This window comes from Pedobacter sp. JY14-1, assembly GCF_029269825.1.
Classification (GTDB): Bacteria; Bacteroidota; Bacteroidia; order Sphingobacteriales; family Sphingobacteriaceae; genus Pedobacter.
Genome location: NZ_JARJHU010000001.1, coordinates 1026419 through 1051954, shown reverse-complemented (window position 1 = coordinate 1051954; position 25536 = coordinate 1026419). Strand labels below are relative to the sequence as shown.

Here is a 25536-nt window from a genome sequence, read left to right as displayed (position 1 = left end):
GCAAAGTTACATATAATGATCGGGCTTTTCAGTTTTTCTAAAATGCGTATGTTTGTGCTATACACTTTTCATCATGGCTGAACCGAATTATAACGAAGATAGCATACGGTCACTCGACTGGAAGGAACACATCAGGTTACGTCCGGGTATGTACATTGGCAAACTGGGAGATGGCTCTGCCCAGGACGATGGCATTTATGTGCTGCTGAAAGAGATCGTGGACAATTCTATTGACGAGTTTGTTATGGGATCAGGAAGGTCGATAGATATTACCGTGTCCGAACATAAGGTAAACGTTCGCGACTATGGCAGGGGCATTCCTTTAGGTAAGGTCATCGATTGTGTTTCCAAGATCAATACCGGCGGAAAGTATGACAGCAAGGCCTTCCAAAAATCTGTAGGTCTGAACGGTGTAGGTACCAAGGCGGTGAACGCGCTTTCTTCCAGCTTCACGGTACAGTCTTACCGCGACGGAAAAACCAAACGTGTGGAGTTTTCAAAGGGTGAGATCGTCAATGATAACGACATCATCGATACGACCCAGCGCAATGGTACTGCCATCACCTTTTACCCGGATGACAGTATTTTCAGGAACTATCATTACATCTCCGATTTTGTGGAAAGTATGATCTGGAACTATGTGTTCCTGAATACCGGGCTAACCATTAATTACAACGGCCAGAAGTTCTTCTCGGAACGCGGGCTTTATGACCTGCTGCACCGTGTGGCCGATATCGAGAACATCCGCTATCCGGTTATCCATCTGAAAGGTAATGATATCGAGATCGCGATGACCCACGGACAGCAATATGGTGAGGATTATCATTCTTTCGTGAACGGCCAGCACACGACCCAGGGCGGTACCCACCAGGCGGCTTTTCGGGAAGCGGTAGTAAAGACTATCCGGGAATTCTATAAAAAGGAATATGATGCTTCAGATATCCGCTCTTCAATTATTGCGGCCATTTCGGTAAGGGTACAGGAACCAGTCTTCGAGTCACAGACCAAGACCAAGCTCGGCTCCCTGAATGTGGGGCCTGACGGACCTACTGTACGTACCTTTGTCAATGACTTTGTGAAAAAGGAACTGGATGATTACCTGCACAAGCATCCCGATGTGGCAGATGCACTGCTGAAGCGCATCCTGCAATCAGAACGGGAACGCAAAGACATTGCAGGCATCAAGAAGCTGGCCAATGACCGGGCAAAAAAGGCGTCTCTTCACAACAAGAAACTCCGCGATTGTAAAGTCCACTTTAACAGCAACCATGACAGAAGATATGAGACGACACTGTTTATCACAGAAGGAGACTCGGCTTCGGGTTCAATCACCAAATCCAGGGATGTAGAGACCCAGGCCGTATTCAGCCTTAAGGGAAAACCACTCAATTGCTATGAACTGACCAAGAAGGTCGTCTATGAGAATGAAGAGTTTAACCTGCTCCAGCATGCGCTGAACATCGAGGACGGGCTGGAGGGACTGCATTACAACAATATCGTTATTGCAACCGATGCCGACGTGGACGGGATGCACATCCGCTTGCTGATGATGACCTTCTTCCTGCAGTTCTTTCCGGACCTGGTGCGCGCGGGCCATGTGTATATTTTGCAGACACCGCTGTTCCGCGTCAGGAACAAGAAGGAGACAATCTACTGCTACAGTGACGAGGAACGTAAGCATGCTATAGAGAAACTGGGCAACAGGCCTGAGATCACCAGGTTTAAAGGTCTTGGTGAAATCTCACCGGATGAGTTTGGCCTGTTTATCGGTAAAGACATCCGTTTAGATCCTGTGATCCTGAAGGATCAGACGATAAAAGGATTACTGGAATATTATATGGGTAAGAATACACCCGACAGGCAGCAGCATATCATCCGTAACCTCAGGATCGAAAAGGACACTGCGGACGAACTTGTTTCTGCGGAGGAAGCTGCGGCCACTACAGCCGTTGTACACGATGTAGTCGACAGCGACGGCCTCGCGGAATCAGCCTAAGCGGGATCAATCTTCGTGTCCTCCGGATGTTGTGGAGGCAATACATCTACCTTTTTTTCGACCACAACGACTTTGGTATGCACGGCATATTTGCTGGGTCTTATGCCATTGTCATATCTTTCGGCGTAGGCCTGGGTAAATTCGGCACCGAAATACAGGATGACCGATGTATAATAAATCCAGACCAGGATCACGATTACCGAACTTGCGGCCCCGAATGCAGAACCGGGATTGCCCTTTTCAATGTAGATGCCGATGGCGTATTTTCCAATGCTGAACAGTACCGCTGTAAACAATGCACCGACGATAGCCGGTTTCCATTTCAGGTAGACGTCTGGTAAGACCTTAAAGATAACGGTAAATATGGCGGTTACTACGGACAGCGTAAGGGCATTGGTAACGATCAGCATGAAAAGTTCCGAGACTTCGCGGATACCTAACCTGGCGGCATATAGCGCCAGTTTGTCCCCGATGCCGACGACTATACTGTTGATGACCAGGGACACCAGCAGCAGGAAGCCCAATGATGCAATCAGTGAAAAGGAAAGTAATCTGTTAACGATCAGTTTTTTCCATCCCTTCTTTGGTACGGCTTTTACTTTCCAGATTAAGTTGATGCTGTCCTGTATCTCGATGAAGATCGCCGTGGCACCGATTACCAGGGTAGTGATGCCGATGATGAGCCCAAAAGTGCTCTTGCCGGAATAGTTGGCGTTGTTCACAAAGCTGCGCAGCTGATAGGCTGCGTCGGTACCGATGAGCTTAGGGATCTCGCCGTTTACACCGAACAACTTGTCATTGGGATCCATGCTTTCGCCCAGGAACAGGCTGGCCGCGGAAAGGATGATGATGATAAGTGGTGTCAGCGAGAAGATGGTATAATAGGCAAGAGAGGCGCTCAGCTTCATGACCCGGTCTTCAGAAAAACCTTTTATTGCCGCTACGAACAGGTGGTAAACGGCAAAAAAGAAACATTTGATCTGGTGGAGGACTTTCATAACATCATTCAAATTATCAGCGTATCAGAATGGATAACCAATGCCTATGTTGTATATCAGGTTCTCCTTACGCCAGGTACTGCTGCCAAAATCAATCTGATCTGCTACCCAGCGCTGACCTTCCGGCAGGTAAGGTTTGCGCAGCGGAAATGCCACGTCCAGCCGGATCACGAAAATGGTAGCGTCTACGCGCAGACCTGCACCGGTGCCTATGGCAATTTCGCTCAGTGCATTTTTGAACTTAAAGCCCGATCCGGGACGTGCCGGGATTTCCGGTGTAGTAGCTGTTGCCGGTGCGCCGAGGTCTTCCTTGCGCAACCAGATATTTCCGGCATCGGCGAACAGGGCACCGTGCAAAACGCTCACGATTTTAAACCTCAGCTCCGTATTCAGCATCATTTTTATATCGCCGCCCTGGTCCGCAAATACGGTGTCGGGAAGCTTGTATGTACCCGGACCTAATGAACGGGCGCGGAACGCACGAATGTCGTTACTGCCACCTGCAAAGAACTGCCGCACGAAGGGCAGGGCAGAACTGTTGCCGTAAGCATAGCCATAACCCAGGTTGAGCCGGTTGGCCCAGATCACACGAGGTCTGATCTTGAAATAATTGCGGAGGTCCGTCTCCAATCGGATGAACTGGGTCAGTGGTGTTTTCAGAACAGATTTCCTTCCCTGAGCATCTGTGCCGGCAAAAAGCCCCCAGACATTACCGCCAGTTTCAATATCCCCGCTGAAATACAGATTATTCCTGCGTTGCTCCTCCATCTGATTGGTATAGGTGAAATTATAGTTGCTGCCGATGATAAACTGCTTCTCCAGTGCACCCCTTAAACCAATCCTGTAGAGGCTGTCCAGTTTGCTGCTATCTTGCTTTGATGGCTGAACATAATTGATCGATATCGGGTTCAGGGTATGTTCTTTATACTTGTTTTCCCGGAAATTGTAACCAAATTCACCTTTTATAGAATTCAGGTTGTATAGCGAACCTCTGCTGAGTAACTGGTATGAGGCTGAAACGATGGTTTTAGGAACATACGCGTTTGTGCTGCTGAACTTAAAGAAGGGGATAAGCAGCCTCGGAAAAGTCAGTTTGCCTTCAGTGGTAAAGGAGTAGGAATTCAGTCCTCTGGATACACCGCTTACCTGGGTTTCAAAGCCACCGCTGGCACTGATATCAAGCTGTTCAGCGCCTCTGAAAACATTCCTGGTCGTCTGCGTCAGTTTTATCTCTGAACCGACAAAATTATTCGATTTACTGGTGCCGATCACCGAGAAAGACAGTGAGTTTTTCTTAAGCGGTGTCAGGTAAATGTTCAGGTCAAGCTGATCGTTTCTAAAACTGTCCAGAGGCAGGAATTCCGCTTTCACGCCCTGAAACACACCAATGTTCACCAAGCGGTTCAGCGTCTGGTTGTGGTCCCCGCGGTTGTACAGTTCACCTTTCCTGAAAAAGACCAGCCGGTTGAACAGCCAGGGTTTGAACGTATTTCTGTTGTCATAGATGCTGAAATCGCCAAACTTTACCGGATCAAGTGCCCTCAGGATGCTGTCCCTCCTGATGTTGTAGGTCGGGAAGATGTTGATGTTGTTGATGGTATAGGGCTTAGTCCCCGCATCTGGAGCGATATCTTTCACTTTTACCCGGATATCTACAAGGTGCCGGCCGATCGTACTGTCTACCTGCATGATCAGGTAATCCGGACTAAAGTAGAAATATCCCTGCTCCTTAAGGTCATTGTCGATTCGCTCCCGTTCAAGTTTATAGGTATCCAGGTCGTAATAGTCACCAACTTTCAGCAAGGACTTATCCTTGTTCTGATTGATGATGTGCGTCAGGTTGCCCGTGTCCTTCGGAAAACTTACACTGTTGATCCTGTACCGGTTTCCCGTTTGTGCGGTATATACAGCCTTGCCCTTTTTCCCCTTTACCACGGTATCGCCGGTAACTGCAGCTTGCAGATAGCCCTGGCTGATGAGGTAACTTGTCAGTACGTCATTGTTGTATTTCAGCTTTACCTCGCTGAGTAATACCGGTGGCTCACCCACCTTAGTGCGTAACCAGTTCCTGAAGCCCTTTGGCTTCTTTGGCTCGCCTGCAAGGTTGTAGATAAACAGTTTGAATTTAAGGCCTAATATGGATTTATTCGGTCTTGGGCGTGTCTTTCCCTCCAATGCACTTTTTACCGTCTTCTGGTCCTCTATCCTGCCTGATGAATCCGGATTGATCCGGATATCCGCGCCGGTATATAAGATCTGTGCCGGTTTCAGGTAGCGTGTATTGCTGCAGGCCGTCAGAAACAGCAGGGCAGCCGTCCATAAAAAAAGGCTAATTGGTCTTTTCATCATTTGGTTTCTGTTCTGTAGCTTCTCTTTTCCTGTTTTCCTGTTCCATTGCTTCATTCTTCTGACGTCTTGCCCGGCGTTCTTCGCGCGTTTCGCGCTTGCGGAAAATCTCTCTGAACCGGTTATAATCCACGACCAGCGCAAAGCCAAGCCCGGTTTCAATGATCTGTCCCTCGATCACGCCTTCATTCTGGTTGCGCCGGTATGCCCTCAGCCGGTACCGTCCGTCTGCCGATAGCGCATATTCCACATTGACGTTCCCGGCGATATTAGTTGCGCTCTGGTTGTTACGGGTCGCCGACGAGCCTTCGAGCCCGAAAGAACTGCCTACCGTTACGGTAAGCCGGTCATTCAGGAGTTTTTTGGATAAGCCAACCTCCAGGTCCGTCTTCTGCTCAAGGGAGCCGCTGGAGTAATCTTCAGATGAATTGATGCCGAAGTTGACATCTACACCCTGGATTAGGTCTGCGGCCAGATTGTTCAGTTGCTGAGTGAGCAGCTTGCTCACGCTGGAACGGGCAAGAGTCGATATTCCGCCCCCGCCGCCGGCCAGGCTCTGAAAGGGGTTCTCTGCAATGAACCTGTTCAGTGCAAGCAGGGCAAAGACCTGTTTGTTGAGTTCGTTCTCATCCTGGTTGACCTGTAACAACCGCGTATAGACCTGACCGCTCAGTGCCCCCCTTTCATTTTCAGGAAGGTCAAGCCGGAAGGAGATCTTTGGCTTCATCAGTTCCTCCTTCATCATCAGGTATACTTGTATCGGCAACTTAGTCTTGGCCTGTGCATTATCCGGGTCGTTGAGCAGATCTATCGGAGCAGCATTTACTTCGTAGAGCGCAGTCAGGTCAACATTGGCAGACATCGGATCGCCAGTCCATACAATAGCGCTGCCTTTTACCAGTTTGAATTCCTTTTTGGAGAAAGGGCCTATGGAAAGGTTGTAAGATCCGTCACTGATCTCATACCGTCCCGTCAGGCTCGTCTTGCCGCTGGGGTCCATATCTGCAATAAGATTGGCCTGTCCCTTTACCTTCAGGGCGTCGCCGTTCGACGGATCTACCACTACATTCAGTTCGGCTTCCGGATCAATATTCACATTGGCGCTCAGATTGATTCCTTTTACCGGCGATTTGCTGACGCTGTCTGTCTTCAGTGCCTTTTGCCCGTTAAACGGAGGTGCGTCAGCATCGATAAACTGCACGATACCTTCCTGCTCTATCACAGCAGGGTCTTCCGAAGGCATGGCGAAGAAAAACCGAGTGCCTTTTTCCACGGTGATGTTCATGTCCACGTCCGGTTGGTTCAGATCGCCCCGCACCTTAATGTTGCTGCTCAGGTAAACCGTTCCGTAGATCATGTCATTGTCCTGTGCAGTAGAATTCAAGGCCCTGAAATTGTCCGTACGGATATCCATGTTGAACCGGAAGTCCTGATAGTCCGTAGTCAGCACGCCACCGCTGATCGTCGCTTTCCTGCCCAGAGAATCCAGAATGTCAAAGTCGTTAAAATCAACTCCGCGCGCTGTGAAGCTGATGCGTTCATCCGGAATTCTGAAATAAGAATTGACATAGGCTGCATTGAATGCCACCTGGCTAAAGCGCAGGTCGCCCAGTACACGTGGCTTCGATGTACTTCCCTTTACGTTTATCTGACCTGTTATTGATCCTGAGCCCCGCCTGATCTGCCCCATAGACAGGCTTTCCAGCTGGGAAAGGTCTATTTTGTCTACGTTCACGGTCAGGTCAAGTGCATTCTCGCTGTTCGTATAATAAAAGCCGTTCACTCTTAGCTCGTGCACGCCCGCAAGCGCTACGTTTACCTCATAAGCATTGCTGGTATTGTTGTTCACTGCGAGGCGCAGCGTGCCCAGCTGGTCTTTCTGGTAACGCAGCTGATCAACCGTCAGGTTTGCTTCAAAGTTAAGCGAATCCGTAAGCCCGCGAAGATTTGCCGTACCATTGATCACACCTCCAACCAGCGCACTGTCCTGTTCTGCAAACCTGGTCAGCGTTTCTATCCTGAAGTCCTTAAATTGCACCAGCACGGGAGAATTTGGTGTCTTGTCCGTACTGTTAATGCTCAGCAGCTGGTTGCCCTGGCTCAGGTTAAACTGGTTGGCGACAATGCCAGATGCCCCGAACTGTAAATAATTTTCCGGAGATATCGACCATTTCTGGTAGTCCAGCAGTAGTTTATTCGGATCGAGTGAAAACTGGTAATCCTTATTGATCGATTTAAAGGTACCTCCCAACACGTAACGGTTCTTTCGTTTGCTGTCCCGGATCAGTACATTGACCCCTAAATGATTATTGGCGGCCTGGCCACTCAGTTCTGTATCGTAAAGTGAAACAGAGGGGCTCTGAAAGCTGCGGACCAGTAATTTGTAGGTCAGCTGCTGGTTGTCGTTATTGATGTCCAATCGCGTACTGTCCACTTTGAAATCCCCGTAAACCACCTGCGGGAACCATGCGTTCATCTGCAGGCTGTCCTTCTCGGTATCGATGAGCCCGCTCATCCGGGATGGTGAGAAACCGGTCAGTTCGGGAACAAAGTTCCTGAGAAATTTAGGGTTGTGTATGTTCACATTGAACCGGAATCGCTGTGCGGGGATTTTCTTTACTTCGCCGAAGGCATAGTACTGGTTGATCTGATTGATCACTGCACTGCCCAGATTGGTCAGTTCATATTTTCCATCCACTCTGGCATTCAGTACTTCCGATTTCAGGGTAAGCAGGTTGTGTGAAAGGCTGGCTTCCGAATGCACATCGATGGTATCCATATTGAAGCGCTGGCCTTCTTTTACGATCTGTAAACCGCGGACACTGACATCTCCGTTCAGGAAATCGGGGTCTGCAGTTTTGATATCTGCGGTAACCAGGCCAGCCAGCCGGAACTCAGTCGCGCTGAAATTGAGCTTTTGCAGGTCAACCTGGACCAGGTTCAGGTCTGCCTTCACCGCCGGGTATTTGCCGGAAATGTCCGCAGTCGCCTCCAGTTTAAAGTTGGCATTGCTGTCCGCCATGCTGCTCTTGATTTCTGCTTTTTGTCCTGCGTATTTTGCGTTCAGCAGCAGATAGCGGTAGGTATATTTGTTGTACTCGGCGCTGGTCACCCGGGCATTCGCCTGTAATGAAGCCTTTTTCATATCCAGGCCTGTTCCCTTCACCGTAGCTTTGGCAGAAAGCCTGCCCAGGGTTGGCTGCTGTTTCAGCAGACGGCCTACATTGAAATTGTCGAGTGAGATGTTGGCCGCATATCGTTCCCTTCCTTTGGTTCCGCGCATCATCGCTGCAAGCTTCGCCGAGCCCATGTCTGTCCGTATATTGAAGCCCGTGTTGAAGTTGCTCATAGAACCTTTGAATTTACCAACGGCGCTGATGGCATTTGGCAATGCTATGCTGGCGGGCAATGATTTTTTAGGTACCAAAACCAGCAGGTCACTCTTGGTGAGGGAGAAGCGTCTGATGTTCAGGTCAAGCACAGCCTTCTCTACATCAGGAAATCCTTTCGCGTTGCCGGTAATGTCGATGTATGTGCTTTTCAGCCCCCGTACCTGTAGCCTGGGCACATTGATGTTGTTCATATAGCCGTTTACGCTGGCGTTGAGGCTGATTTTTTCATTACGGTAAGCCGCAGGTAAGGCATCACTGAAGTAGGCTGCATCCCGTAAGCCAATGACCGTATTGGTGATGCTGGCCGAAATCCTTACCCGTTCCGGATGTTTAGTCAGATCGTCCATGGTGGTGTAGTCCAGCCGGGTGTTGTTTTCAATACGCGTATTCGGCGTTTTCAGCAGGAAACCGTCTACACTGATCTGTTTGTCATTGTAGGCTACGTTACCCTTCAGCTGTTCCAGCCGGAAGCCGCTCTTTTCACTAAACCTTCCTTTTTTCAGCTTCACCCTGATGCCCTTGTCGCTGTAGCCGAGCGCTGAAGCGTCCAGGGTCAGTCCGTTAAAGCGCAGGTGGTTGAAATCCATTCCCTTGACCGGCTTCACACCCAGGTTGTCAAAGCTAAGCTTATTATCTGTCAGGCTGATGCTTTCAGCTTCAAAGGAAAGCGGCGCGGCGGCGGCTGTATCGGTTTTTGTAGTGTCAGCGGAGGTCTTCTTTACCGGCTTCAGTGCAAAACCGATATCCGAACGGTTCAGCGCTGCATTGCCGAGCGTATATTTTCCGTTCTTCACATCGGCGACAAGTTTGCTCAGCGAGAATTCGCCCAGCAGCACGTTTGCCTTGTTCGCCGCAGAATTAAACAGCACTTTAGTATCATTGACCGCACCATCCTCAATCTTATAATTGTTGTTCGTCAGATCCACAAACAGTTTTTCCAGTTCCAGCTTCTGCAGGTCTACATCTGCCTTCATCCCGGAAACCTGGTCGTCAAAGCCGATCCTGATCTTTGCAAAATCAAAATTTTCCACTTCGATCAGTGGCAGTTTTCCCGTTGCAGTCCTGGCGGTATCGATGCTGTTTTCCAGGTGTTGCTGAAGCTGGGTCAGCGGCTTGCGCTGGAGATAGTTCAGTGAAGTATTGTTCAGGGCCAGGCTCCTGATCACATAGTGCTGCCCGTTCAGGTCAAAGTCTCTTATCTTTGCGTTAAACTCACCCAGATGAAGTCTTACCGCGTTACCGGCTACATCGTCCCTGTAAACAATCCCGATGTCTTCCAGGCTTACTTTGTCTACGGCAAACTTCATCGTTGAAGTGGTGTCTTTGTCTACCTCATCTTCCGGCTTTTTCTGTTCGGACATGAAGGCATCTACAAGGAATGAAAAGTTGAAGGTCGTATCGGGGTCAATGCGCGTTACGTTGGCGCGTATCTTTTTCAGTGAGATGTCATTGATCTCTACTTTGTTGTTCAGTAATTTCAACAGACTGATGTCCACAGACAGTTTCTCTGCATAGAGCAGCGTGTCCTTCTTAAGATCTTCTATATAAAATTTATTCAGAACAATGTCCTTAGGTAAGGCAATCTTAATGCTCTCGAGCCGGACTTCAGTTTTTGTCTTTTTCCTGAGGTAACTGATCGCTTTATCCTTAACAAAATTTTGTACTGCCGGAATATTCAGGGATATGGCAAGAAGGACCACCAGCATGATGATACTGGCAATTACCCAAAGCACGATCTTAAGAGTTTTGCGTATGTATTTATTCAAGTGAAATAAATTGGAGTAACGTACTAAAATTAGTACTAAAACCATGCCATAGGGGGAAATGTTTTATATTTACAGCATCCAATCCTTTTTTAATGAGTAACGAAATAGAAGACAACCCGAACGGAGCGCATACGCACACCGTGATCCCTATCAACGGACTTTATGAAAACTGGTTTTTAGATTACGCTTCCTATGTGATCCTCGACCGTGCAGTCCCGCATATCAACGACGGGCTTAAGCCGGTACAGCGCCGCATCATGCACTCATTGAAGGAAATGGACGATGGCCGTTTCAACAAGGCCGCCAACGTGATCGGTAATACCATGAAATATCACCCGCATGGCGACGCCTCTATCGGTGACGCCATGGTGCAGATCGGACAGAAGGATTTGCTGATCGACTGCCAGGGAAACTGGGGCGACCCGGTAACCGGTGACAGCGCCGCTGCGCCGCGTTATATAGAAGCCAGGCTCTCCAAATTTGCCAACGATGTGGTCTTCAATCCCGATACCACGGAGTGGCAGCTGAGCTATGATGGACGAAACAATGAACCGGTAACACTTCCTGTTAAATTTCCATTGCTGCTGGCACAGGGAGCGGAAGGTATCGCAGTAGGTCTGGCCACTAAGGTCATGCCGCATAATTTTGTGGAACTGCTCGACGCTTCAATAGAAATACTCCGGGGCAACCGCGCCAACATCCTGCCAGACTTCTTTACCGGGGGTATGGCCGATTTCTCGGCATATAACGAGGGCGTGCGGGGGGGTAAGATCCGGGTGCGGGCCAAGATTACCGAGAAGGACAAAAAGACCCTGATCATTTCGGAGATCCCTTACAGTACCACTACCGGATCGGTGATCGACAGCATTCTCCAGGCCAACGACAAGGGTAAGATCAAGATCAAGAAGATCGAAGACAATACCGCCCAGCATGTGGAGATCGTTGTGCACCTGGCGCCGGGCATATCACCGGACGTCACGATAGATGCCCTTTACGCATTTACTTCCTGTGAAGTTTCGATATCACCCAATACCTGCGTGATCCGCGACGACAAGCCCCACTTCATGAGTGTCAACGACATTCTGCATGAAAATACCATGCATACGAAGGGACTGCTCAAACGGGAACTGGAGATCAGACTGCATGAGCTTCAGGAAAAGATCTTTTTCAGTTCCCTGCTCAAGATCTTTATCCAGGAAGGCATGTATAAGCATCCGGACTATGAAAACTCCGGAACTTTTGATACCGTAGTGGAAGTACTGCACCGTTTGTTTGAGCCCTTCAAGCCCCAGCTCTATCGCGAGATCCTTCCTGAGGACTTCAAAAAGCTCATCGATAAGCCGATGAGCAGCATCACCCGTTTCGACGTGAAGAAGGCCGATGAGCAGATGAAGGCACTGACAGAAGATATTAAGGTGGTCAAGAACCACCTGAAGCACCTGACCGATTATGCGATTGCCTGGTTCCAGAAACTGAAAGACAAGTACGGTAAAGGCCGTGAGCGTAAGACGGAGATCAGGTTATTTGATAAGGTAGAAGCCTCCAAAGTGGCGCTGGCCAACGTGAAGCTGTATATGAACCGTGAAGATGGCTTTATCGGCACCGGCCTGAAAAAAGATGAGTTCGTGGCAGATTGCTCAGACATCGACGAGATCATCGTTTTCCGTGAAGACGGCAAATGTACCGTTACCAAAGTGGCCGATAAGACCTTTGTCGGAAAGGGAATCCTGCACGCGCAGGTATTCAAGAAAGGCGACGAACGCACCATCTACAACATGATCTACAAGGATGGCGCCAGCGGCGTTTCCTACGTAAAGCGTTTTGCAGTGGTAGGTGTAACGCGTGACAAGGAATATGACCTTACCAAGGGCAGCAAAGGTTCAAAAGTGCTTTATTTTAGTGCCAATCCGAATGGCGAGGCCGAGGTGGTCAACGTGCAGCTCAAGCCGCACAGTAAATTGAAGAAACTGCAGTTTGACCTGGACTTTGCCGAGATCGGCATTAAGGGCCGCGGCTCTATGGGCAACATTGTTTCCAAGTATCCTGTTAAAAAGATCACCTTCAAGAGTAAGGGCGTATCTACGTTGTCCGGCCTGAAAATCTGGTATGATGATCTGCTGCGCCGCCTCAATGTTGACGGACGCGGTAAATACCTCGGTGAGTTCGACGGCGACGACAAGGTCCTTCAGGTGCATAAAGACGGCTGGTACGAACTGAGCACTTTCGAGCTGAGCAACCATTTCGATGATGACCTCATCCTGATTCAGAAATTTGATCCGGAAAAGCCCTTCGCTGTAGTGCATTATGACGGGAAGGCCAAAAACTATTTTATCAAGCGCTTCCTGTTTGAAAACATTGCCGTTGGTAAGAAGTTCAGCCTCATCAGTGAAGAGCCGGGCTCCAAATTCCTGCACCTGGGCGTTAATCCTGCTGCCGTGCTTACCGTAGACGTGCTGAAAGGCAAGACCCAGACACCGGAGACATTGGAGATCGTACTTTCGGAGTTTATCGATGTGAAGGGGATAAAGGCGAATGGCAACCGGCTGACCCAGCACGATGTAAAAGACCTGCGGATCTCCAATAACGAGGAAGAGGAAGTTGTAGAGAAAAACAAGGCAGGTTCAAAAAATGACGGAACTGATGCTGCAGCTGAAAATGAAGCTGCAGGTGAAGATCAGCAGGACCTGATCGACCCGGCACTACACAAGGACGCAGATGAAGAAGAAGCTCCGCTACCGAAAAAGGAAATCAGACTGGAGATCACTAATCCGGATGACCTGGATATTGACGACAGTGGTCAGACCAGTTTGTTTTAACTCTTTTTCCTGGCTTCCTGCATCGGGTTCTGTCCGGTTGAGGAGCCCCTTGGTGCTTCTTTTTGCTTAAATAATTCAAACCGCGACGGCTGGCTCTTTCTGGGCCAGCTGTTGTTGTTTTCATCAATATCGGCTGTTTCCCTGTAAGGGTCCAGCTGTACAGATACGACTTCCTTATCCTTGGCAAAGACCTTTGTAACTTTCTGTTCGTTCTTTCTCCAGATATAGGCCGGAATGCGGTCGATTGACTTCGTGCCATCACTGAAAGTCCATTCTACAATGATTGGCATCACCAGGCCGCCAGCATTCGAAAACTCCAGTTCATAGAAATGTTTTTTGCTTTCGTACAGCTTTTTCTCGTCATCGGTCAGCGACGCATAATAATCTTTGAAGTCCTGGTCAGCTGTACTGCTCACTTCAAACCGGTCAAACTTGTTGTAAAAATCCTGAAGGCTGGTGTCCTGCTCAATGGCAAACTTTATCCCTTCTGCTCGGTTCCGCTCGCGGCCCAGGTACTTGTTGTCTTTTTCCCAGGCCTTCCGGTCTTCCGTCTTTTCTACCGCGTCCTTCATGCTGTTCATCCGGTAATAATGCACCGCATCCAGAGAGATATCCACAGGGTCGGTCGTAAAGAACCAGCCCCGCCAGAACCAGTCCAGGTCAACGGCTGAGGCATCCTCCATCGTCCGGAACAAATCGGCCGGCGTGGGGTGTTTAAAGGCCCAGCGCCGGGCATATTCCTTAAACGCATAATCGAACAATTCCCTGCCCATCACCGTTTCTCGCAGAATATTCAGCGCCGTAGCCGGCTTCGCGTAGGCATTGGGGCCAAACTGGATAATGTTTTCCGAATTGGTCATGATCGGCTCCAGCTGGTCCTTCGGCAGTTTCATATAATCTACGATCTTATGAGCAGGTCCCCGGCCTGAAGGATAGTTGTTGTCCCATTCTTGTTCAGCCAGGAACTGGCAAAACGTGTTCAGTCCCTCATCCATCCAGCTCCACTGCCTTTCGTCCGAGTTCACGATCATCGGGAAGAAATTATGGCCCACCTCATGGATGATTACTCCGATCATGCCGTACTTAATGGCCTCGGTATAAGTACCGTCTTTTTCCGCGCGGCCATAATTGAAGCAGATCATCGGGTATTCCATTCCATTGGCTGCTTCAACAGATATCGCCACAGGATAAGGGTAGGGAATGGTATGTTTAGAATATACCTTCAGGGTATGGGCTACGACCTTAGTCGAATAGCGGTTATACAGCGGGTATGCTTCAGGGCCATAATACGACATGGCCATGATCTTTTTGCCATCGATATAGGTCGCCATGGCGTCCCATACCAGCCTGCGCGACGATACCCAGGCAAAGTCCCGCACGTTTTCCGCAGTATAGGTCCAGGTCTTCTTTGCCGTCGATTTCTTCGATAAACCAGCTTTGATCTCAGCCAGGTTCACAATCTCGACGGGAGCCTTGGCTGTTTGGGCATTGTTCCAGCGCTTCAGCCGTTCCGCACCCAGTACCTGCGCATAATTCTGGCATTCTCCCGTAGCGCCTACGACATGGTCCGAAGGCACGGTCATGTTCACTCTGTAATTTCCGAATACCAGCGCAAATTCGCCGCGTCCCTCAAACTGCTTGTTCTGCCAGCCCTGGAAGTCGGAATAAACACACATCCGGGGAAACCACTGCGTAATCGTAAACAGGTAATTGTCATCTTCCGGAAAGTATTCATAACCGCCGCGGCCACCTACGGTCATCCTGTCGGAGATCTTATAGTTCCAATCGATGTTCAGTACATATTTTTCATGCGGCTTCAATACCACCGGCAGGTCAATGCGCATCATGGTATTGTTGATCACATAAGGCAGCTTGGTGCCGCTTCCGCTAGTTACCTTAATGATATTGACACCCAGCCCGTTTTCCGCACCGATGATTCCCGATAAGGTCTTGTAATTCATCTTGTCGGTCATCTTGCTCTGCTCGGTCAGCTTGTTGTCGCTGCTGGCCTTGTTTTGGTTCTCATCCAGCTGTACCCAAAGATAGCTGAGCGGATCGGGCGAGTTGTTATAGTAGGTAATGGTTTCACTTCCCTTGATCATCAGGTTCTTCTCGTCAAGTTCTGCATCGATCACATAATCTGCGCGCTGCTGCCAGTAAGCAGGCCCGGGTGCTCCCGATGCAGAGCGGTAAGAATTCGGGTCGGAAAGCAGGGTGCCCAACTGCTCAAACTTATTGCCGTGGTTTGAGCCGGGGTTGGACTGTGCAAATGCCGCAGCCGCTGCGGTGAGCATGGAAAGAGACAGGAGTAAAAATCTTTTCATCTGTGATGAGTCAGTGGTGTGTGGTTTCAGTTTCGTATTATAGCAACGCGGGCAGCCTCTCAGCCGCCATTACAAACGATATCCCAAATATAGCTGATGAGAGGAAAAAGTTCCATTGTTGTTGCTTCATTTTTACAATCCTGATCATCAGGAAGGTAAGTGCAGCGGCTGCCATGACGATCACCAGTTGCCCGAACTCGAGCCCGAGGTTGAATCCCAGCAGTTCTACCACGATATTTTTGCTTTTTCCCAGCATACTTTTCAGGTAATTGGAAAAGCCCATGCCGTGTATCAGTCCGAAGAAAAGTGCCGCCAGATAGCTAAAGGTGATTTTTTTTGCCTGCTTTTGTTTGCTGACGATATTGCGCAGCGCCGTAAGCAAAATCGTCACCGGGATCAGGAATTCGATCAGCGCAGTCTGTATCCTGATGAATTGCAGCACACTTAATGCAAGGGTGATGCTGTGGCCCACTGTAAAGGCGGTGATCAGGATAAGCAGTTTTTTCAGGTCACGTCCAATGTAAGCTGAGCACAGTACCAGTACAAACAGGATATGATCATAACCCTGCCAGTCTAAAATATGTTGCCAACCCAGTTCGAAATATAGCTTAAAATCCTGCATCCGCACTGAAATTCGTTAATTATCCCGGAAAATGCAAAAAACCGTTATTTTTGAATCAAATGACTTCTGTATTATTAGGTTTTCTGCTTACTTTCCTGAATTTTTTGCATCCGTTTTACGTAAGTGTAACTGAAATTGAGCAAAACCCGGAAACTATGGTGCTTCAGGTAAGTTCGAGGATATTTTTCGATGACCTTGAACGTGCTTTGGATCGTACCTATAAGAAAAAGACCAATATCTTGAAACCTGCTGAGAGGAAGCAGACAGATGCGATGATCGCTGCGTATGTCACTGCCCATCTGAAGATCAGGGCCAACGGGGAACCGGTAGTGCTTAAATTCCTGGGTTATGAAATAGAGGAGGAAGCCGCATGGTGCTATTTTGAAACCGTAAAGACAGCGCCAGTTAAAAGGCTGGAAATCCGTAACGACATCCTGTTCGAACAGCACGAGAGCCAGATCAATATGATGCATGTTACGATAGGAGGGAAGCGTAAAAGCACTAAGCTGGATAACCCGGCAGCAACTGCAAGCTTTTCTTTTTAGCAAAAAATCAGCATACAAAAATGGGATTGAACCTTTGCGGCCCAATCCCGTTGAATATTTACACCCAGCTATAGCTAAAGGCAAGAAGCCATACTAGCAAAATGCTAAATCTCACCGGCGACCAGCTCAGTGCAATGATGATCGCCAGCACAATCGTCTGCGGCATTCCTGTCCGTAAAGACTGCGATAATTTTAAGAATAATGTATTCATCGTAAATGTCAATTAAGATTTAAAGAAAGGCTGCCCCAGATAGGAGCGGGGCAGCCTCAGGTAATTATTGTACCTCCAGCATGCCCAGGTACTGCGTTTTGCTGGCCATTTTGTCATCGGCAGCAATAAAGCACATGTATACATGCGCCTGGTTGCCAGACCAGATGGCGGGCACCAGCAGGTCATACTCCAGGGCGCTGCGCGGCACTGCGCCCATTGCGATGACGTACTCATCCTTCAATGGATTGTAAGCCACAAAGGTTGCCTTGTCCGTCGGCCTGGTATACTTGTCGGCCGTAGCCGAAAACCCCCATGTAATGTGAAACTCGGCATCCACTGCCGTGCTTAGCTGGTAATTGAACGGTTTGCCTACGCTGCCGTCACTAAACCGCAGTGCCGGATAGTCGATCGTAAAGTTTGGATACGCGCCCGTCACCGCATTTTCCAGGTTGTAAGCCACCGCATTGTTCATGGCGCTGCGGTTCGCTTTTCCGGACTTGTAGGCCACGTCGATCACCGGCGCCAGCTGGGCCAGGGCAGAGGCCACCAATGGCAGCTTCGTCCTTGCCGGTAGCTGCCCCTCGGTAGCTGGCCGGTTTGTTTTTCTGGGCATGGCCTTGATCAGGTCCATCCCTCTCCAGAAACAGCCATAGGCCGTTCCCAATTGTCCCTGGAAACCTCCCAGGAACCCTCTTGATAATTTTCCCATATTGGTAGATGTGGGGTTTTAAATGTAAATCACTCTGTTAATTGTGTCGTTGTCTTGCAAGTCAACAGCACAAACATAGCGGGGCTTTAAGCATAAAAAAAGCCCGCCAATCACTATGGCAGGCTCTGGCACCGATCACTTTTTAAACTGGCACGGATTGGCATCTGCTTCCCTGCTTTCCAGCATGGCAGACTTCAGGTACAGCCATTTGTTTCCCGAAAATCGCCTCGGCCATTTATACCGTTCATAAAGCCGGTAAAACGTCCTGCGGGAACAGAACAATACTTCCTCGCTGGCCACCTTTCTGGTAATATACTCATCTTTGGCTGCTGGTAAGGCCTTTTGCTGGGGCCTGTCGAGTTTGTACGCGTCATAGAGTGACTGGAGAACCTCTAAAATCTGATTGAGAATGTTGATTACGTTCATTGGATAGGTTGATTTTGAGTGGTAAAACTGCAAACTCATACTTCCTTCAGGAATGTTAACTGTAGACAAGGAGCAGTCACTTTTTTTCTTCCGTCGCTTGCTTTCTGGCGTCGTTAGGTGAAAAGCTATAGTATTTTTTAAATATTTTGCTGAACACAAAGGGATCGTCGTAGCCCATTCTTTCTGCCACTGTTTTCACTTGCATTTTTTCTTCCTGCAGCAGTTTCAGTGCATGCTCCATTTTCAGCCTGAGTATGGTCTGGTAAATCGATGTACCAAAGGTATCCTTAAAGGTCCGGTCCATACTTCTCACTGAAGTGTTGAAGCGCTCCGCGAGGTTTTCACGGCATATCGGCATCCTGTAATTGTCCAGGATGTAAGCCTTAATGCTAAAGGCAAGTGCCTTTGGATTGGTGATTATCCGTTTGCTGGCCGCAGGTGACAGCGCAGCTGCCCTGACCAGGTACCTTGCTTTTTCGGCCAGATAGTCTTCAGGAGCCAGTTCCAGGTAATTGGCCGCATGTTCATCCGGTATGCAGCTGAAAGGCACATGGTTTTCTGCAAAGAAAGCGATACGCATCGCTGCCGGTTGTCTCAGCACCTTCAGGTAAGCCTCATTGAGGGCAGCTAGACTCAGTAAGATGTCTACCACCAGTTCAGCCGTCTCCGGGTGTTTCTTCAGTTTCTTAAAATCGTCCCTGGTCAGTTCATTGACTTTGATGTCGGTAAGGGCTATATAGTCATGCCTGATCCGCCTGTTTCTGAAAAAACTGTCCAGGTCGGTAAAGATCGTGCCTGGCATGATGATCCGTACAATTTGGGCGCTGCCCGGTGAGCCACGGTCTGTTACGCCGACAATACCCTCTTCCAGGCGCCAGGCCTTGCTGGCAACCTTGTCTTTCTTTAAGAGGCGTTTTCTGATGTTGAATTGTTTCATACGCATTTTCGACACGAGGTCATGTTGAAAAGCGTTGCCAATAGGGAATATGTCGTTCAGACCACGCAGTAGTGCGTCGTTCCTGTCCATAAAATGAGAGTTGTTTTTGAATAAATCTTTGGTGTCTTTTGTAATCGGTGGCCTTAGCCGAGGGCGGGCGCCAATTCGCGCCGGTATGCCCTGGGGCCCACGCCCATTCGCTTCTTAAAGCTCCTGGAGAGGTGGGCCTGGTCGCAGCAACCGAGCTCGTGCGCAATCTGGCCCAGCTTTATCCCCCGGTTGGAAAGCAGGTCGAGTATTTCCCTGTGGAGCCGGTCCTGAATCACATCGTACAGTGTCTTTCCAAAATGATGTTTCACCCGTTGGTTCAATTGATAATAGGTCATGCCCATCGCCGAGGCATAAAACAGCGGATGGCGGTTCTCTCTAAAATTCTGTTCTAACAATTGCTCAAATTGCGCAATTGCAGGCATACAATTCAGTATCATACGGTTTGTCGTTGGTTAGTTGGTAACGATTGAAGTAGACGGACAGCAGGGGTGAATGTTATAGCTGTTCCCTTCATTTCAGCATTAATACTGCTGAGCGGGCATAAAGTAGTAGCTGGGAGATTTTTTTCAGGCGTCTTTAAAAAGAATAGCGGGCATCCGCACCACTCCGTGGATTCAGATGACCCGCTATCAAATTAACGCTCTCTCCACTAAAGTAGGTAAATGTTCAAGTAGGGCACAACATGGATGAAAATATTTTTAATACTAATTTCCCGATTTGAAAAAAAACGTAGAGGTATTACGTGATCTGCTATGATACCTCGGCAACTTTGCAAACATGATTGAGGATTTCTTGTAGATGACCTTTTTAAAGTCCTAAATATCACTTGATTTTGCAAATTCTTTCGATTATTTTAGATTAAAATTGAACGCTATGGAAGAAACGCTTTCTAACGATGTATTATTTGACGATGAGTATTTGCTACAGCAAATCGGCATAGTTGCTGCTGAAGCTTCAAATTCCTCCACTAACTGTGATTGCACGGGCGATTGTAACCGATGATTATCGCACATAAGTATGATCACCTGTTGATCGACGAGATCAATGAAAAGTTTGGCTATGCAAGTAATACATGGCTTGCAGATTCATTGAGACTATTGAATAAACCACAGTTGGCTATACTGAACCTTATTGATGGTAAGACCACCTTGGATGAGATTGCCAGCAAGCTTCACTTAGATCCTTTTGTCGTTACACAATTTGCAAATTCACTTGCAGATAGAAATATCATACATTTCGGAGTCCCGAAGAACCTGGAAAATGAACACATCTCGCCAAAATCTCTGACGCTGTGGATACACACTACAAACAAATGCAATCTTGGCTGTAACTATTGTTATATCTCAACCCTTCAGACGACTGGTGGAATGTCTGATCAGGTACGAAAACAACTTATTAATCGATTGCTGGTCACCCAGGCAAATCATAAATTAGAAAGGATTCATTTGAAACTTGCCGGTGGTGAGCCTCTTACTCAGTATAAGATATGGAATGATTTCATACTACAAGCGACTAAGGCTTTTGAATCCCGTAACTGTGAGTTGAAATTCTCTTTCCTCACCAACTTGACCATACTTAATCAAGAAATTGTGAGCTTTGCAAGAGCGAATGATATTCAATTCGGAGTCTCCTTGGATGGCTATGGAAGTTTCCACGACAATACAAGGCAGTTCAAAAACGGCAAGAGCTCTTTCAATCAAGTAGACAGGAATATCCGCTGGCTAGTCAAAGAAAAAATAAAAGTATCTGTGTCATCGGTTATCACCCAGCATAATATGGCTGGCTTATTACCTTTGACAAATTACCTGATCGAAAAGAAAATTCATTTCAGATACTCAGTCGTCCGGGGGCAATTTATCGACCGCAACTTGCTTGCGAAGTATTTCGATCAAGTATATAGCGTCATGGAAGCTGCGGTTGAAAAAGGCTGGCCTGCAAGCAAATATTTCCGCTTAAACGATTTGAAAATTTCAGAGCTGGGTACGCAAACCTGCTCATCAGGAGAGTCGGGCGCAGCAATATACGTCAACGGCGATGTTCATTATTGTCATGTACAGTTCGGTACCGGCCTTGGAAAAACTGGTGATATTTTTGCAACAGATTTGGATTTAATGGACCTAATTAAAATTGGCGCTTATAATGAGGGGTATAAGTCTGAGGATTGTATGACCTGCCATTTTCGACACATGTGTACAAGTGGATGTCCAATGTACCGGGAGAATGGTAAGGACCCGAATTGCGGCATATATCATCAGTTCATTCCCAAACTCCTTAGACTGAAAGCTAAAGAACGATATTATATACTGACACAATATAAAAATGCGTGAACTGGTCATTGAGGTACTTAATAATTTAGTAGATCACATGGTAGCTTTTCTAGCCTTACTTGTTTCCATAGTAGCATTAATTGCAACATTTATCCAGCTAGAAATTCAGCGCAAGCACAATGAAAACTCGCTTAGACCGGTTGGGCAGATTGACGTAAAAGACAAACTTAATCACATGTATGTCAAAGTAGTCAATAAAGGTCTTGGGCCAATGCAGGTTTATAAATTGATCTTTACAAAAGGTGATGTTAGTTATAACTCTATTGAAGACTGTTTAGCGGCACATCCAAAATCCTATATGCATGTAAATATATCTGAGAGCAACTTGAAAACACTGTCTCCGAACGATTCACTTGATGTCTTCGAAAAAAATTTCCCTGCACCTGCCATGGGCTTTTTTGATGATGATCAAAAGATTGGCTATCAAGTAGATTTATCTCAAATAGTCCTAACAGTTTATTACAAGGATATCCACAATAACAATTACATTATTACGAAGAATTTAGATTGGTTCTCTAGACACCTAAGCTCGGAAGACATAGATAATCATTCTGAGTACGCGTCTTAAAATCGCCGCTTATTAACCAGGCGGCTGCCTAACTCATCGGGTTGCTGTTCATCTTGCCTCCTTATCCTAGATCTTTTCCGTTAATGCCGCCAGTAAATATTTACCTGGCAACATCCTGATGTTTTTTGCAGTCAGAGACTGCCTTGGCGTTTCATAAGCCCGCCTCAGCTCTAACTTTTCCCAATAACGGATCACACTCAATTCTTCCTTGCCAAGCTCCTTCTCGCTGAGCAACCCGGCAAACTCATCGGCAGATAACCCAAAATGCTTCAGCAACGGGAACCTACCTTTGTCGATGTTATAGCTGTTCCATCCATTTCAACATTAATACTGCCGAGCGGGTATAAAGTAGTAGTCTGGGGGATTTCTCAGGCGTCTTTAAAAAAAATAGCGGGCATCTGCACCACTCCGTGGATTCACATGACCTGCTATCAAATTAACGCTCTCACTACTAAAGTAGGTAAATGAGCAGGTGGTACAAAATGGGGGAGGGAAATTTTTTTTGACAAATTATTTCGTTCTCTATGCGTTAAAGTGTGAATGAAACTTTCATTCAACGAGGCTCAATTGTTTGATCTTGGCAGCGGGTAACTTTTTTACCGCAGCAATCAATTGGTCATAGCTTGGCCAAAGGCCGCTTGCTGGCAGCTGTTGTATTCATTATTATTATTCACCATATTTGCAATAAGCAGATATAATTATGGATGCACTGATTGTTTACCCGGAAAATAAAGAACAGATGACAGCTTTAAAAGCTGTTATGAAGGCGATGAAAGTTGCTTTTGAACAAAAAAGTGAGGTATATCCTGAATATGTGATAAAAGGCGTACAAAAGTCTATAAAACAGGCAGACAGCGGACAATTAAAACCTTATACAGGTATTCGCAATATGCTCAAGGGTTAATGGCCTATCAGATCGTTGTGACTCCCGAATCGGAGGAAACACTAACATCCGTCCACCACTTTATCAAAGAGAATTTTGGAAACCGATCTGCTGAAAGTTTTCTGAATAAGGCTGATAAGATCATTCAACTAATATCAGAACTTCCGTACATGTATAAGGCCGCACCGTTTGATGAAGCGGTACGAATTGGTCTTATTTCAAAACAAACATCGCTTTTTTACAGAGTAAAAGAAGAATCCATAGAATTGCTTTTTTTCTGGGACAACCGTCAGGACTCTATAATTTAAACTAACTCCAGGTACCGGCAATATTCACCACATTCATTAACCCTTCTTCGCCAAAACCAGCCCCTGCTTGCAGTTCAAACTATGTGTTTGCATATCTGTATTAATCGAAGTAATGGAAATATTTGTAATACATCCGATAATACGGTTTGTCGTTAGTTAGTTGGTAACGATTGAAGTAGACGGACAGCAAGGGTGAATGTTATGTAAGCACTTAGGTAAGTACATATTGATTCGTTCATTATTTTTGATTAAGGTGGCTTTTAGTGTTCCTGAACCTGCTCGTTGGATGTTGGAGCTGGCTTAGGTTGCCAGTTGTGGGGCAACAGCATCTCCAGATAGCTGTCCTGTTTGGGCAGGTAAGGCAACCGTTCCAGCACGTCTGTGAGCCAGACCATCGGGTTCAGGCCATTGAGTTTACAAGTCGCGGTCAGGCTGTAGAGCATCGCGCTACGCTGGGCACCTTCATGAGAGCCTGAGAACATGTAGTTCTTGCGACCTACGGCAACCGTTCTGATGGCGCGCTCCACCGCGTTGTTGTCGATCTGCAGCCTGCCGTCCTGTACATATACGGTCAGCTTGTCCCAACGGTTCAATGCATAGTTCAACGCGGCCAGCAATGGCTTGTCGTTGTCCGGCTCCGCTTTCTGACGCCGTAGCCATCCTTCCAGCTCATTCAGCACCGGAACTGACCGCTGCTGACGCTCCGCCTTGATCTGGGCATGGTCCATCTGACGCTCACGGCAGTCCGCTTCTATCGCATATAACTCGCCGATCAGCGCTAAGGCCGGCCTCACACGTACATCTCCTTTCTGTTCCAGCAACTCATGGAACTTGCGGCGCACGTGTGCCATGCAGCACAGCAGCGTGTTGCCGTTCTGTTTAGATACATTTTCATACACCGTATACCCATCCGCCTGGATATAGCCCCGGTAATCCTTTAACATACTTGCAGGCACTTCCCCAGACCGGGTTGCCTTGTAATCGAAGAACACCAGTTTGCCCCAGTGATGCAGGTATACCCAGAACCAGCCGCAGTGGGTCTTGCCCAGTTTGGCCTTCTTATCGATCACTTTCATCGTGGTTTCATCCACATTCAGGTATTCGGCCTTTAATACTTCCTGCTTAAGCAGCTCATAAAGCGGCTCAAGCAGTGTGCAAACCTTGGTCATCCAGCCTGATACGGTGGCCGAGGACAGCGTGATCCCGGATCGCTTGAAGATCTCCAGCTGACGGTGGATCGGTAAGGAGTCGATGTATTTGGAGGTCACCAGGTGACTGAGCAAGGTCGCGCCGGCCAGGGTTTGTACCGGAAGATCGGCAATCTTTATCGTGCTATCACCATTTTCATGGTGCTTTACATATTTACGCCGCACGGTACGCTTTACCCAGATCTCTCCGGAGGTATATTCCAGGGTTTCGGTGACTTCCTCACCCATATACACATCACCCTGTTCATAGTCATACGGCATCAGCACAACGTCCTCCCTGCGCAGGTGCGCAGGGAAGGCGTTGCGGCCGGGATGAGCCTTGGGGGTGGTCACTTTACTAACCTTATTGTAAGCGATGGCCTTAACGTCGGTAATCTGGCAGCTGGCAATTTCTTCGGCCTGGATGTCCAGGCTCAGTTGCTGTACCCCTGGGGCACCAAGCTTCTCGCTGCGCTTGCCGAAGATCATCCGCTCCAGTTGCAAGACACGGAACTGCAGACGGGAGCTGCGCTCGCGCTCTGCTGCAAGCTCCTCAACTAGCGATGCGGCGGTTTGCTGCTCACTAATGGATTGCTCCATCCGCTCCATTCTCTCAAGTATTTCCAATGACCGAAGATAGGTTTGGTAACCTATTTCCGGACTCGCCATGAAGGCCTCATAACTTGGTCTTTCTACTGTTTCCACTCGCTTGTTTACACTTTAAAAATACGCATTCTAATGCACTGCAGGGGCATTTTTACCCCATATAATGTTCGGATTTTCAGCCCTTTTTTGGACAAATACATCCTCCATCCGCAATCCCCGGAGCAATTGCAGCAATTGCAGCCGGCTGATGTAATATCCCAGGTCGTCACTGCGCCCGGCCGGCACCTGGAAACGCCCGAAGTCGATCCGCTTTACGTAAAGGCCATACCCGTTATCGTCCCAAAAAAGTACTTTCATATAGTTCCTTATCTTGTTAAAAAACACAAAAGCGTCCCCATTTCTGGGGTTCTGCTTCAGGTCCCGGCGCACCAGCGCACATAAGCCGTCAATCCCTTTTACCATATTTACCGTGAACGGGTACACGAAGTAACGCCGCCCTTCCAATACGTCATACATAC

The 25536-nt window shown here is 47.9% G+C and carries 19 protein-coding genes; 7 read left to right on the top strand and 12 right to left on the bottom strand.

All coding sequences use genetic code 11. The annotated features are described in order from the left end of the window. Positions 1 to 73: 73 nt before the first annotated feature. Positions 74 to 1996: a DNA topoisomerase IV subunit B gene (locus P2W84_RS04635; protein ID WP_276088939.1), complete on the top strand. Its 1923-nt coding sequence runs from the start codon at positions 74 to 76 to the stop codon at positions 1994 to 1996. Here the strand turns inward: P2W84_RS04635 and P2W84_RS04630 are convergent. The 3 genes from P2W84_RS04630 to P2W84_RS04620 are packed head-to-tail and all read right to left on the bottom strand — an operon-like array spanning position 1993 to position 10498. Then, positions 1993 to 2994, bottom strand: a complete 1002-nt coding sequence (locus tag P2W84_RS04630) for a YihY/virulence factor BrkB family protein (protein ID WP_276088938.1) — start codon at positions 2992 to 2994, stop codon at positions 1993 to 1995. The genes P2W84_RS04635 and P2W84_RS04630 overlap by 4 nt on opposite strands. Positions 2995 to 3018: 24 nt before the next feature. Further along, the gene (locus P2W84_RS04625; RefSeq protein ID WP_276088937.1) at positions 3019 to 5340 is read right to left on the bottom strand and encodes a BamA/TamA family outer membrane protein; all 2322 of its coding nucleotides are present in this window, start codon (positions 5338 to 5340) and stop codon (positions 3019 to 3021) included. Next, positions 5324 to 10498, bottom strand: coding sequence for a translocation/assembly module TamB (locus tag P2W84_RS04620; RefSeq protein WP_276088936.1), 5175 nt, complete (start codon positions 10496 to 10498; stop codon positions 5324 to 5326). The genes P2W84_RS04625 and P2W84_RS04620 overlap by 17 nt, the downstream gene beginning before the upstream one ends. Positions 10499 to 10590: 92 nt before the next feature. On the opposite strand from P2W84_RS04620, the gene P2W84_RS04615 reads away from it, so the two are divergent. Next, positions 10591 to 13314 (top strand): DNA gyrase/topoisomerase IV subunit A, encoded by a 2724-nt coding sequence (locus P2W84_RS04615; protein ID WP_276088935.1) that lies wholly within the window; start codon positions 10591 to 10593, stop codon positions 13312 to 13314. On the opposite strand, the gene P2W84_RS04610 is transcribed toward P2W84_RS04615, so the two are convergent. Together P2W84_RS04610 and P2W84_RS04605 are read right to left on the bottom strand one after the other, a co-directional pair. Further along, positions 13311 to 15638 carry a M1 family metallopeptidase gene (locus P2W84_RS04610; RefSeq protein ID WP_276088934.1) on the bottom strand — a complete coding sequence of 776 codons (2328 nt, stop codon included), beginning with the start codon at positions 15636 to 15638 and terminating at the stop codon, positions 13311 to 13313. The genes P2W84_RS04615 and P2W84_RS04610 overlap by 4 nt on opposite strands. Positions 15639 to 15675: 37 nt before the next feature. After that, entirely contained in the window at positions 15676 to 16260 is a 585-nt protein-coding gene (locus P2W84_RS04605) for a HupE/UreJ family protein (RefSeq protein ID WP_276088933.1), read from the bottom strand. A gap of 59 nt (positions 16261 to 16319) precedes the next feature. On the opposite strand from P2W84_RS04605, the gene P2W84_RS04600 reads away from it, so the two are divergent. After that, positions 16320 to 16805 (top strand): DUF6702 family protein, encoded by a 486-nt coding sequence (locus P2W84_RS04600; RefSeq protein WP_276088932.1) that lies wholly within the window; start codon positions 16320 to 16322, stop codon positions 16803 to 16805. A gap of 101 nt (positions 16806 to 16906) precedes the next feature. Then, positions 16907 to 17032, top strand: coding sequence for a hypothetical protein (locus P2W84_RS04595; RefSeq protein WP_276088931.1), 126 nt, complete (start codon positions 16907 to 16909; stop codon positions 17030 to 17032). A 48-nt stretch (positions 17033 to 17080) separates the two neighbouring features. Here the strand turns inward: P2W84_RS04595 and P2W84_RS04590 are convergent, their stop codons facing one another. From P2W84_RS04590 to P2W84_RS04575, 4 genes are all read right to left on the bottom strand, one after another. Further along, on the bottom strand, positions 17081 to 17725 hold the full coding sequence (locus tag P2W84_RS04590; protein WP_276088930.1) for a DUF6266 family protein: 645 nt from the start codon (positions 17723 to 17725) through the stop codon (positions 17081 to 17083). Positions 17726 to 17860: 135 nt separating this feature from the next. Continuing rightward, a complete protein-coding gene (locus tag P2W84_RS04585; RefSeq protein ID WP_276088929.1) occupies positions 17861 to 18151 on the bottom strand; it encodes a hypothetical protein in 291 nt (96 codons plus the stop codon). A 76-nt stretch (positions 18152 to 18227) separates the two neighbouring features. Then, positions 18228 to 19178, bottom strand: a complete 951-nt coding sequence (locus tag P2W84_RS04580; RefSeq protein WP_276088928.1) for a helix-turn-helix domain-containing protein — start codon at positions 19176 to 19178, stop codon at positions 18228 to 18230. Between the two features lie 53 nt (positions 19179 to 19231). Beyond that, a complete protein-coding gene (locus P2W84_RS04575) occupies positions 19232 to 19576 on the bottom strand; it encodes a helix-turn-helix domain-containing protein (protein ID WP_276088927.1) in 345 nt (114 codons plus the stop codon). Positions 19577 to 20137: 561 nt separating this feature from the next. Here P2W84_RS04575 and P2W84_RS04570 point away from each other — a divergent pair. Continuing rightward, a complete protein-coding gene (locus tag P2W84_RS04570) occupies positions 20138 to 21466 on the top strand; it encodes a radical SAM protein (protein ID WP_276088926.1) in 1329 nt (442 codons plus the stop codon). Further along, complete coding sequence (locus P2W84_RS04565) at positions 21459 to 22034, top strand: hypothetical protein (RefSeq protein ID WP_276088925.1); 576 nt, start codon at positions 21459 to 21461, stop codon at positions 22032 to 22034. The genes P2W84_RS04570 and P2W84_RS04565 overlap by 8 nt, the downstream gene beginning before the upstream one ends. 66 nt (positions 22035 to 22100) lie before the next feature. Here P2W84_RS04565 and P2W84_RS04560 read toward each other — a convergent pair whose 3' ends face one another. Then, positions 22101 to 22310, bottom strand: coding sequence for a hypothetical protein (locus P2W84_RS04560; protein ID WP_276088924.1), 210 nt, complete (start codon positions 22308 to 22310; stop codon positions 22101 to 22103). A 424-nt stretch (positions 22311 to 22734) separates the two neighbouring features. Between P2W84_RS04560 and P2W84_RS04555 the strand changes: the two genes are divergently transcribed. Then, positions 22735 to 22938, top strand: coding sequence for a DUF2683 family protein (locus P2W84_RS04555; RefSeq protein WP_276088923.1), 204 nt, complete (start codon positions 22735 to 22737; stop codon positions 22936 to 22938). Positions 22939 to 23485: 547 nt separating this feature from the next. Here P2W84_RS04555 and P2W84_RS04550 read toward each other — a convergent pair. Then, entirely contained in the window at positions 23486 to 25117 is a 1632-nt protein-coding gene (locus tag P2W84_RS04550) for an IS66 family transposase (protein WP_276088922.1), read from the bottom strand. 30 nt (positions 25118 to 25147) lie between these two features. Further along, on the bottom strand, positions 25148 to 25534 hold the full coding sequence (gene tnpB, locus P2W84_RS04545; RefSeq protein WP_276088921.1) for an IS66 family insertion sequence element accessory protein TnpB: 387 nt from the start codon (positions 25532 to 25534) through the stop codon (positions 25148 to 25150). Positions 25535 to 25536 lie beyond the last annotated feature (2 nt).

What these genes read in the sequence shown, in the direction of transcription:
- P2W84_RS04635 (WP_276088939.1), top strand. Translation starts at nt 74, where the DNA reads ATGGCTGAACCGAATTATAACGAAGATAGCATACGGTCACTCGACTGG.
- P2W84_RS04630 (WP_276088938.1), bottom strand. Translation starts at nt 2,994, where the DNA reads ATGAAAGTCCTCCACCAGATCAAATGTTTCTTTTTTGCCGTTTACCAC.
- P2W84_RS04625 (WP_276088937.1), bottom strand. Translation starts at nt 5,340, where the DNA reads ATGAAAAGACCAATTAGCCTTTTTTTATGGACGGCTGCCCTGCTGTTT.
- P2W84_RS04615 (WP_276088935.1), top strand. Translation starts at nt 10,591, where the DNA reads ATGAGTAACGAAATAGAAGACAACCCGAACGGAGCGCATACGCACACC.
- P2W84_RS04610 (WP_276088934.1), bottom strand. Translation starts at nt 15,638, where the DNA reads ATGAAAAGATTTTTACTCCTGTCTCTTTCCATGCTCACCGCAGCGGCT.
- P2W84_RS04605 (WP_276088933.1), bottom strand. Translation starts at nt 16,260, where the DNA reads ATGCAGGATTTTAAGCTATATTTCGAACTGGGTTGGCAACATATTTTA.
- P2W84_RS04600 (WP_276088932.1), top strand. Translation starts at nt 16,320, where the DNA reads ATGACTTCTGTATTATTAGGTTTTCTGCTTACTTTCCTGAATTTTTTG.
- P2W84_RS04595 (WP_276088931.1), top strand. Translation starts at nt 16,907, where the DNA reads ATGCTAAATCTCACCGGCGACCAGCTCAGTGCAATGATGATCGCCAGC.
- P2W84_RS04590 (WP_276088930.1), bottom strand. Translation starts at nt 17,725, where the DNA reads ATGGGAAAATTATCAAGAGGGTTCCTGGGAGGTTTCCAGGGACAATTG.
- P2W84_RS04585 (WP_276088929.1), bottom strand. Translation starts at nt 18,151, where the DNA reads ATGAACGTAATCAACATTCTCAATCAGATTTTAGAGGTTCTCCAGTCA.
- P2W84_RS04580 (WP_276088928.1), bottom strand. Translation starts at nt 19,178, where the DNA reads ATGGACAGGAACGACGCACTACTGCGTGGTCTGAACGACATATTCCCT.
- P2W84_RS04575 (WP_276088927.1), bottom strand. Translation starts at nt 19,576, where the DNA reads ATGATACTGAATTGTATGCCTGCAATTGCGCAATTTGAGCAATTGTTA.
- P2W84_RS04570 (WP_276088926.1), top strand. Translation starts at nt 20,138, where the DNA reads ATGATTATCGCACATAAGTATGATCACCTGTTGATCGACGAGATCAAT.
- P2W84_RS04565 (WP_276088925.1), top strand. Translation starts at nt 21,459, where the DNA reads ATGCGTGAACTGGTCATTGAGGTACTTAATAATTTAGTAGATCACATG.
- P2W84_RS04555 (WP_276088923.1), top strand. Translation starts at nt 22,735, where the DNA reads ATGGATGCACTGATTGTTTACCCGGAAAATAAAGAACAGATGACAGCT.
- tnpB (WP_276088921.1), bottom strand. Translation starts at nt 25,534, where the DNA reads ATGTATGACGTATTGGAAGGGCGGCGTTACTTCGTGTACCCGTTCACG.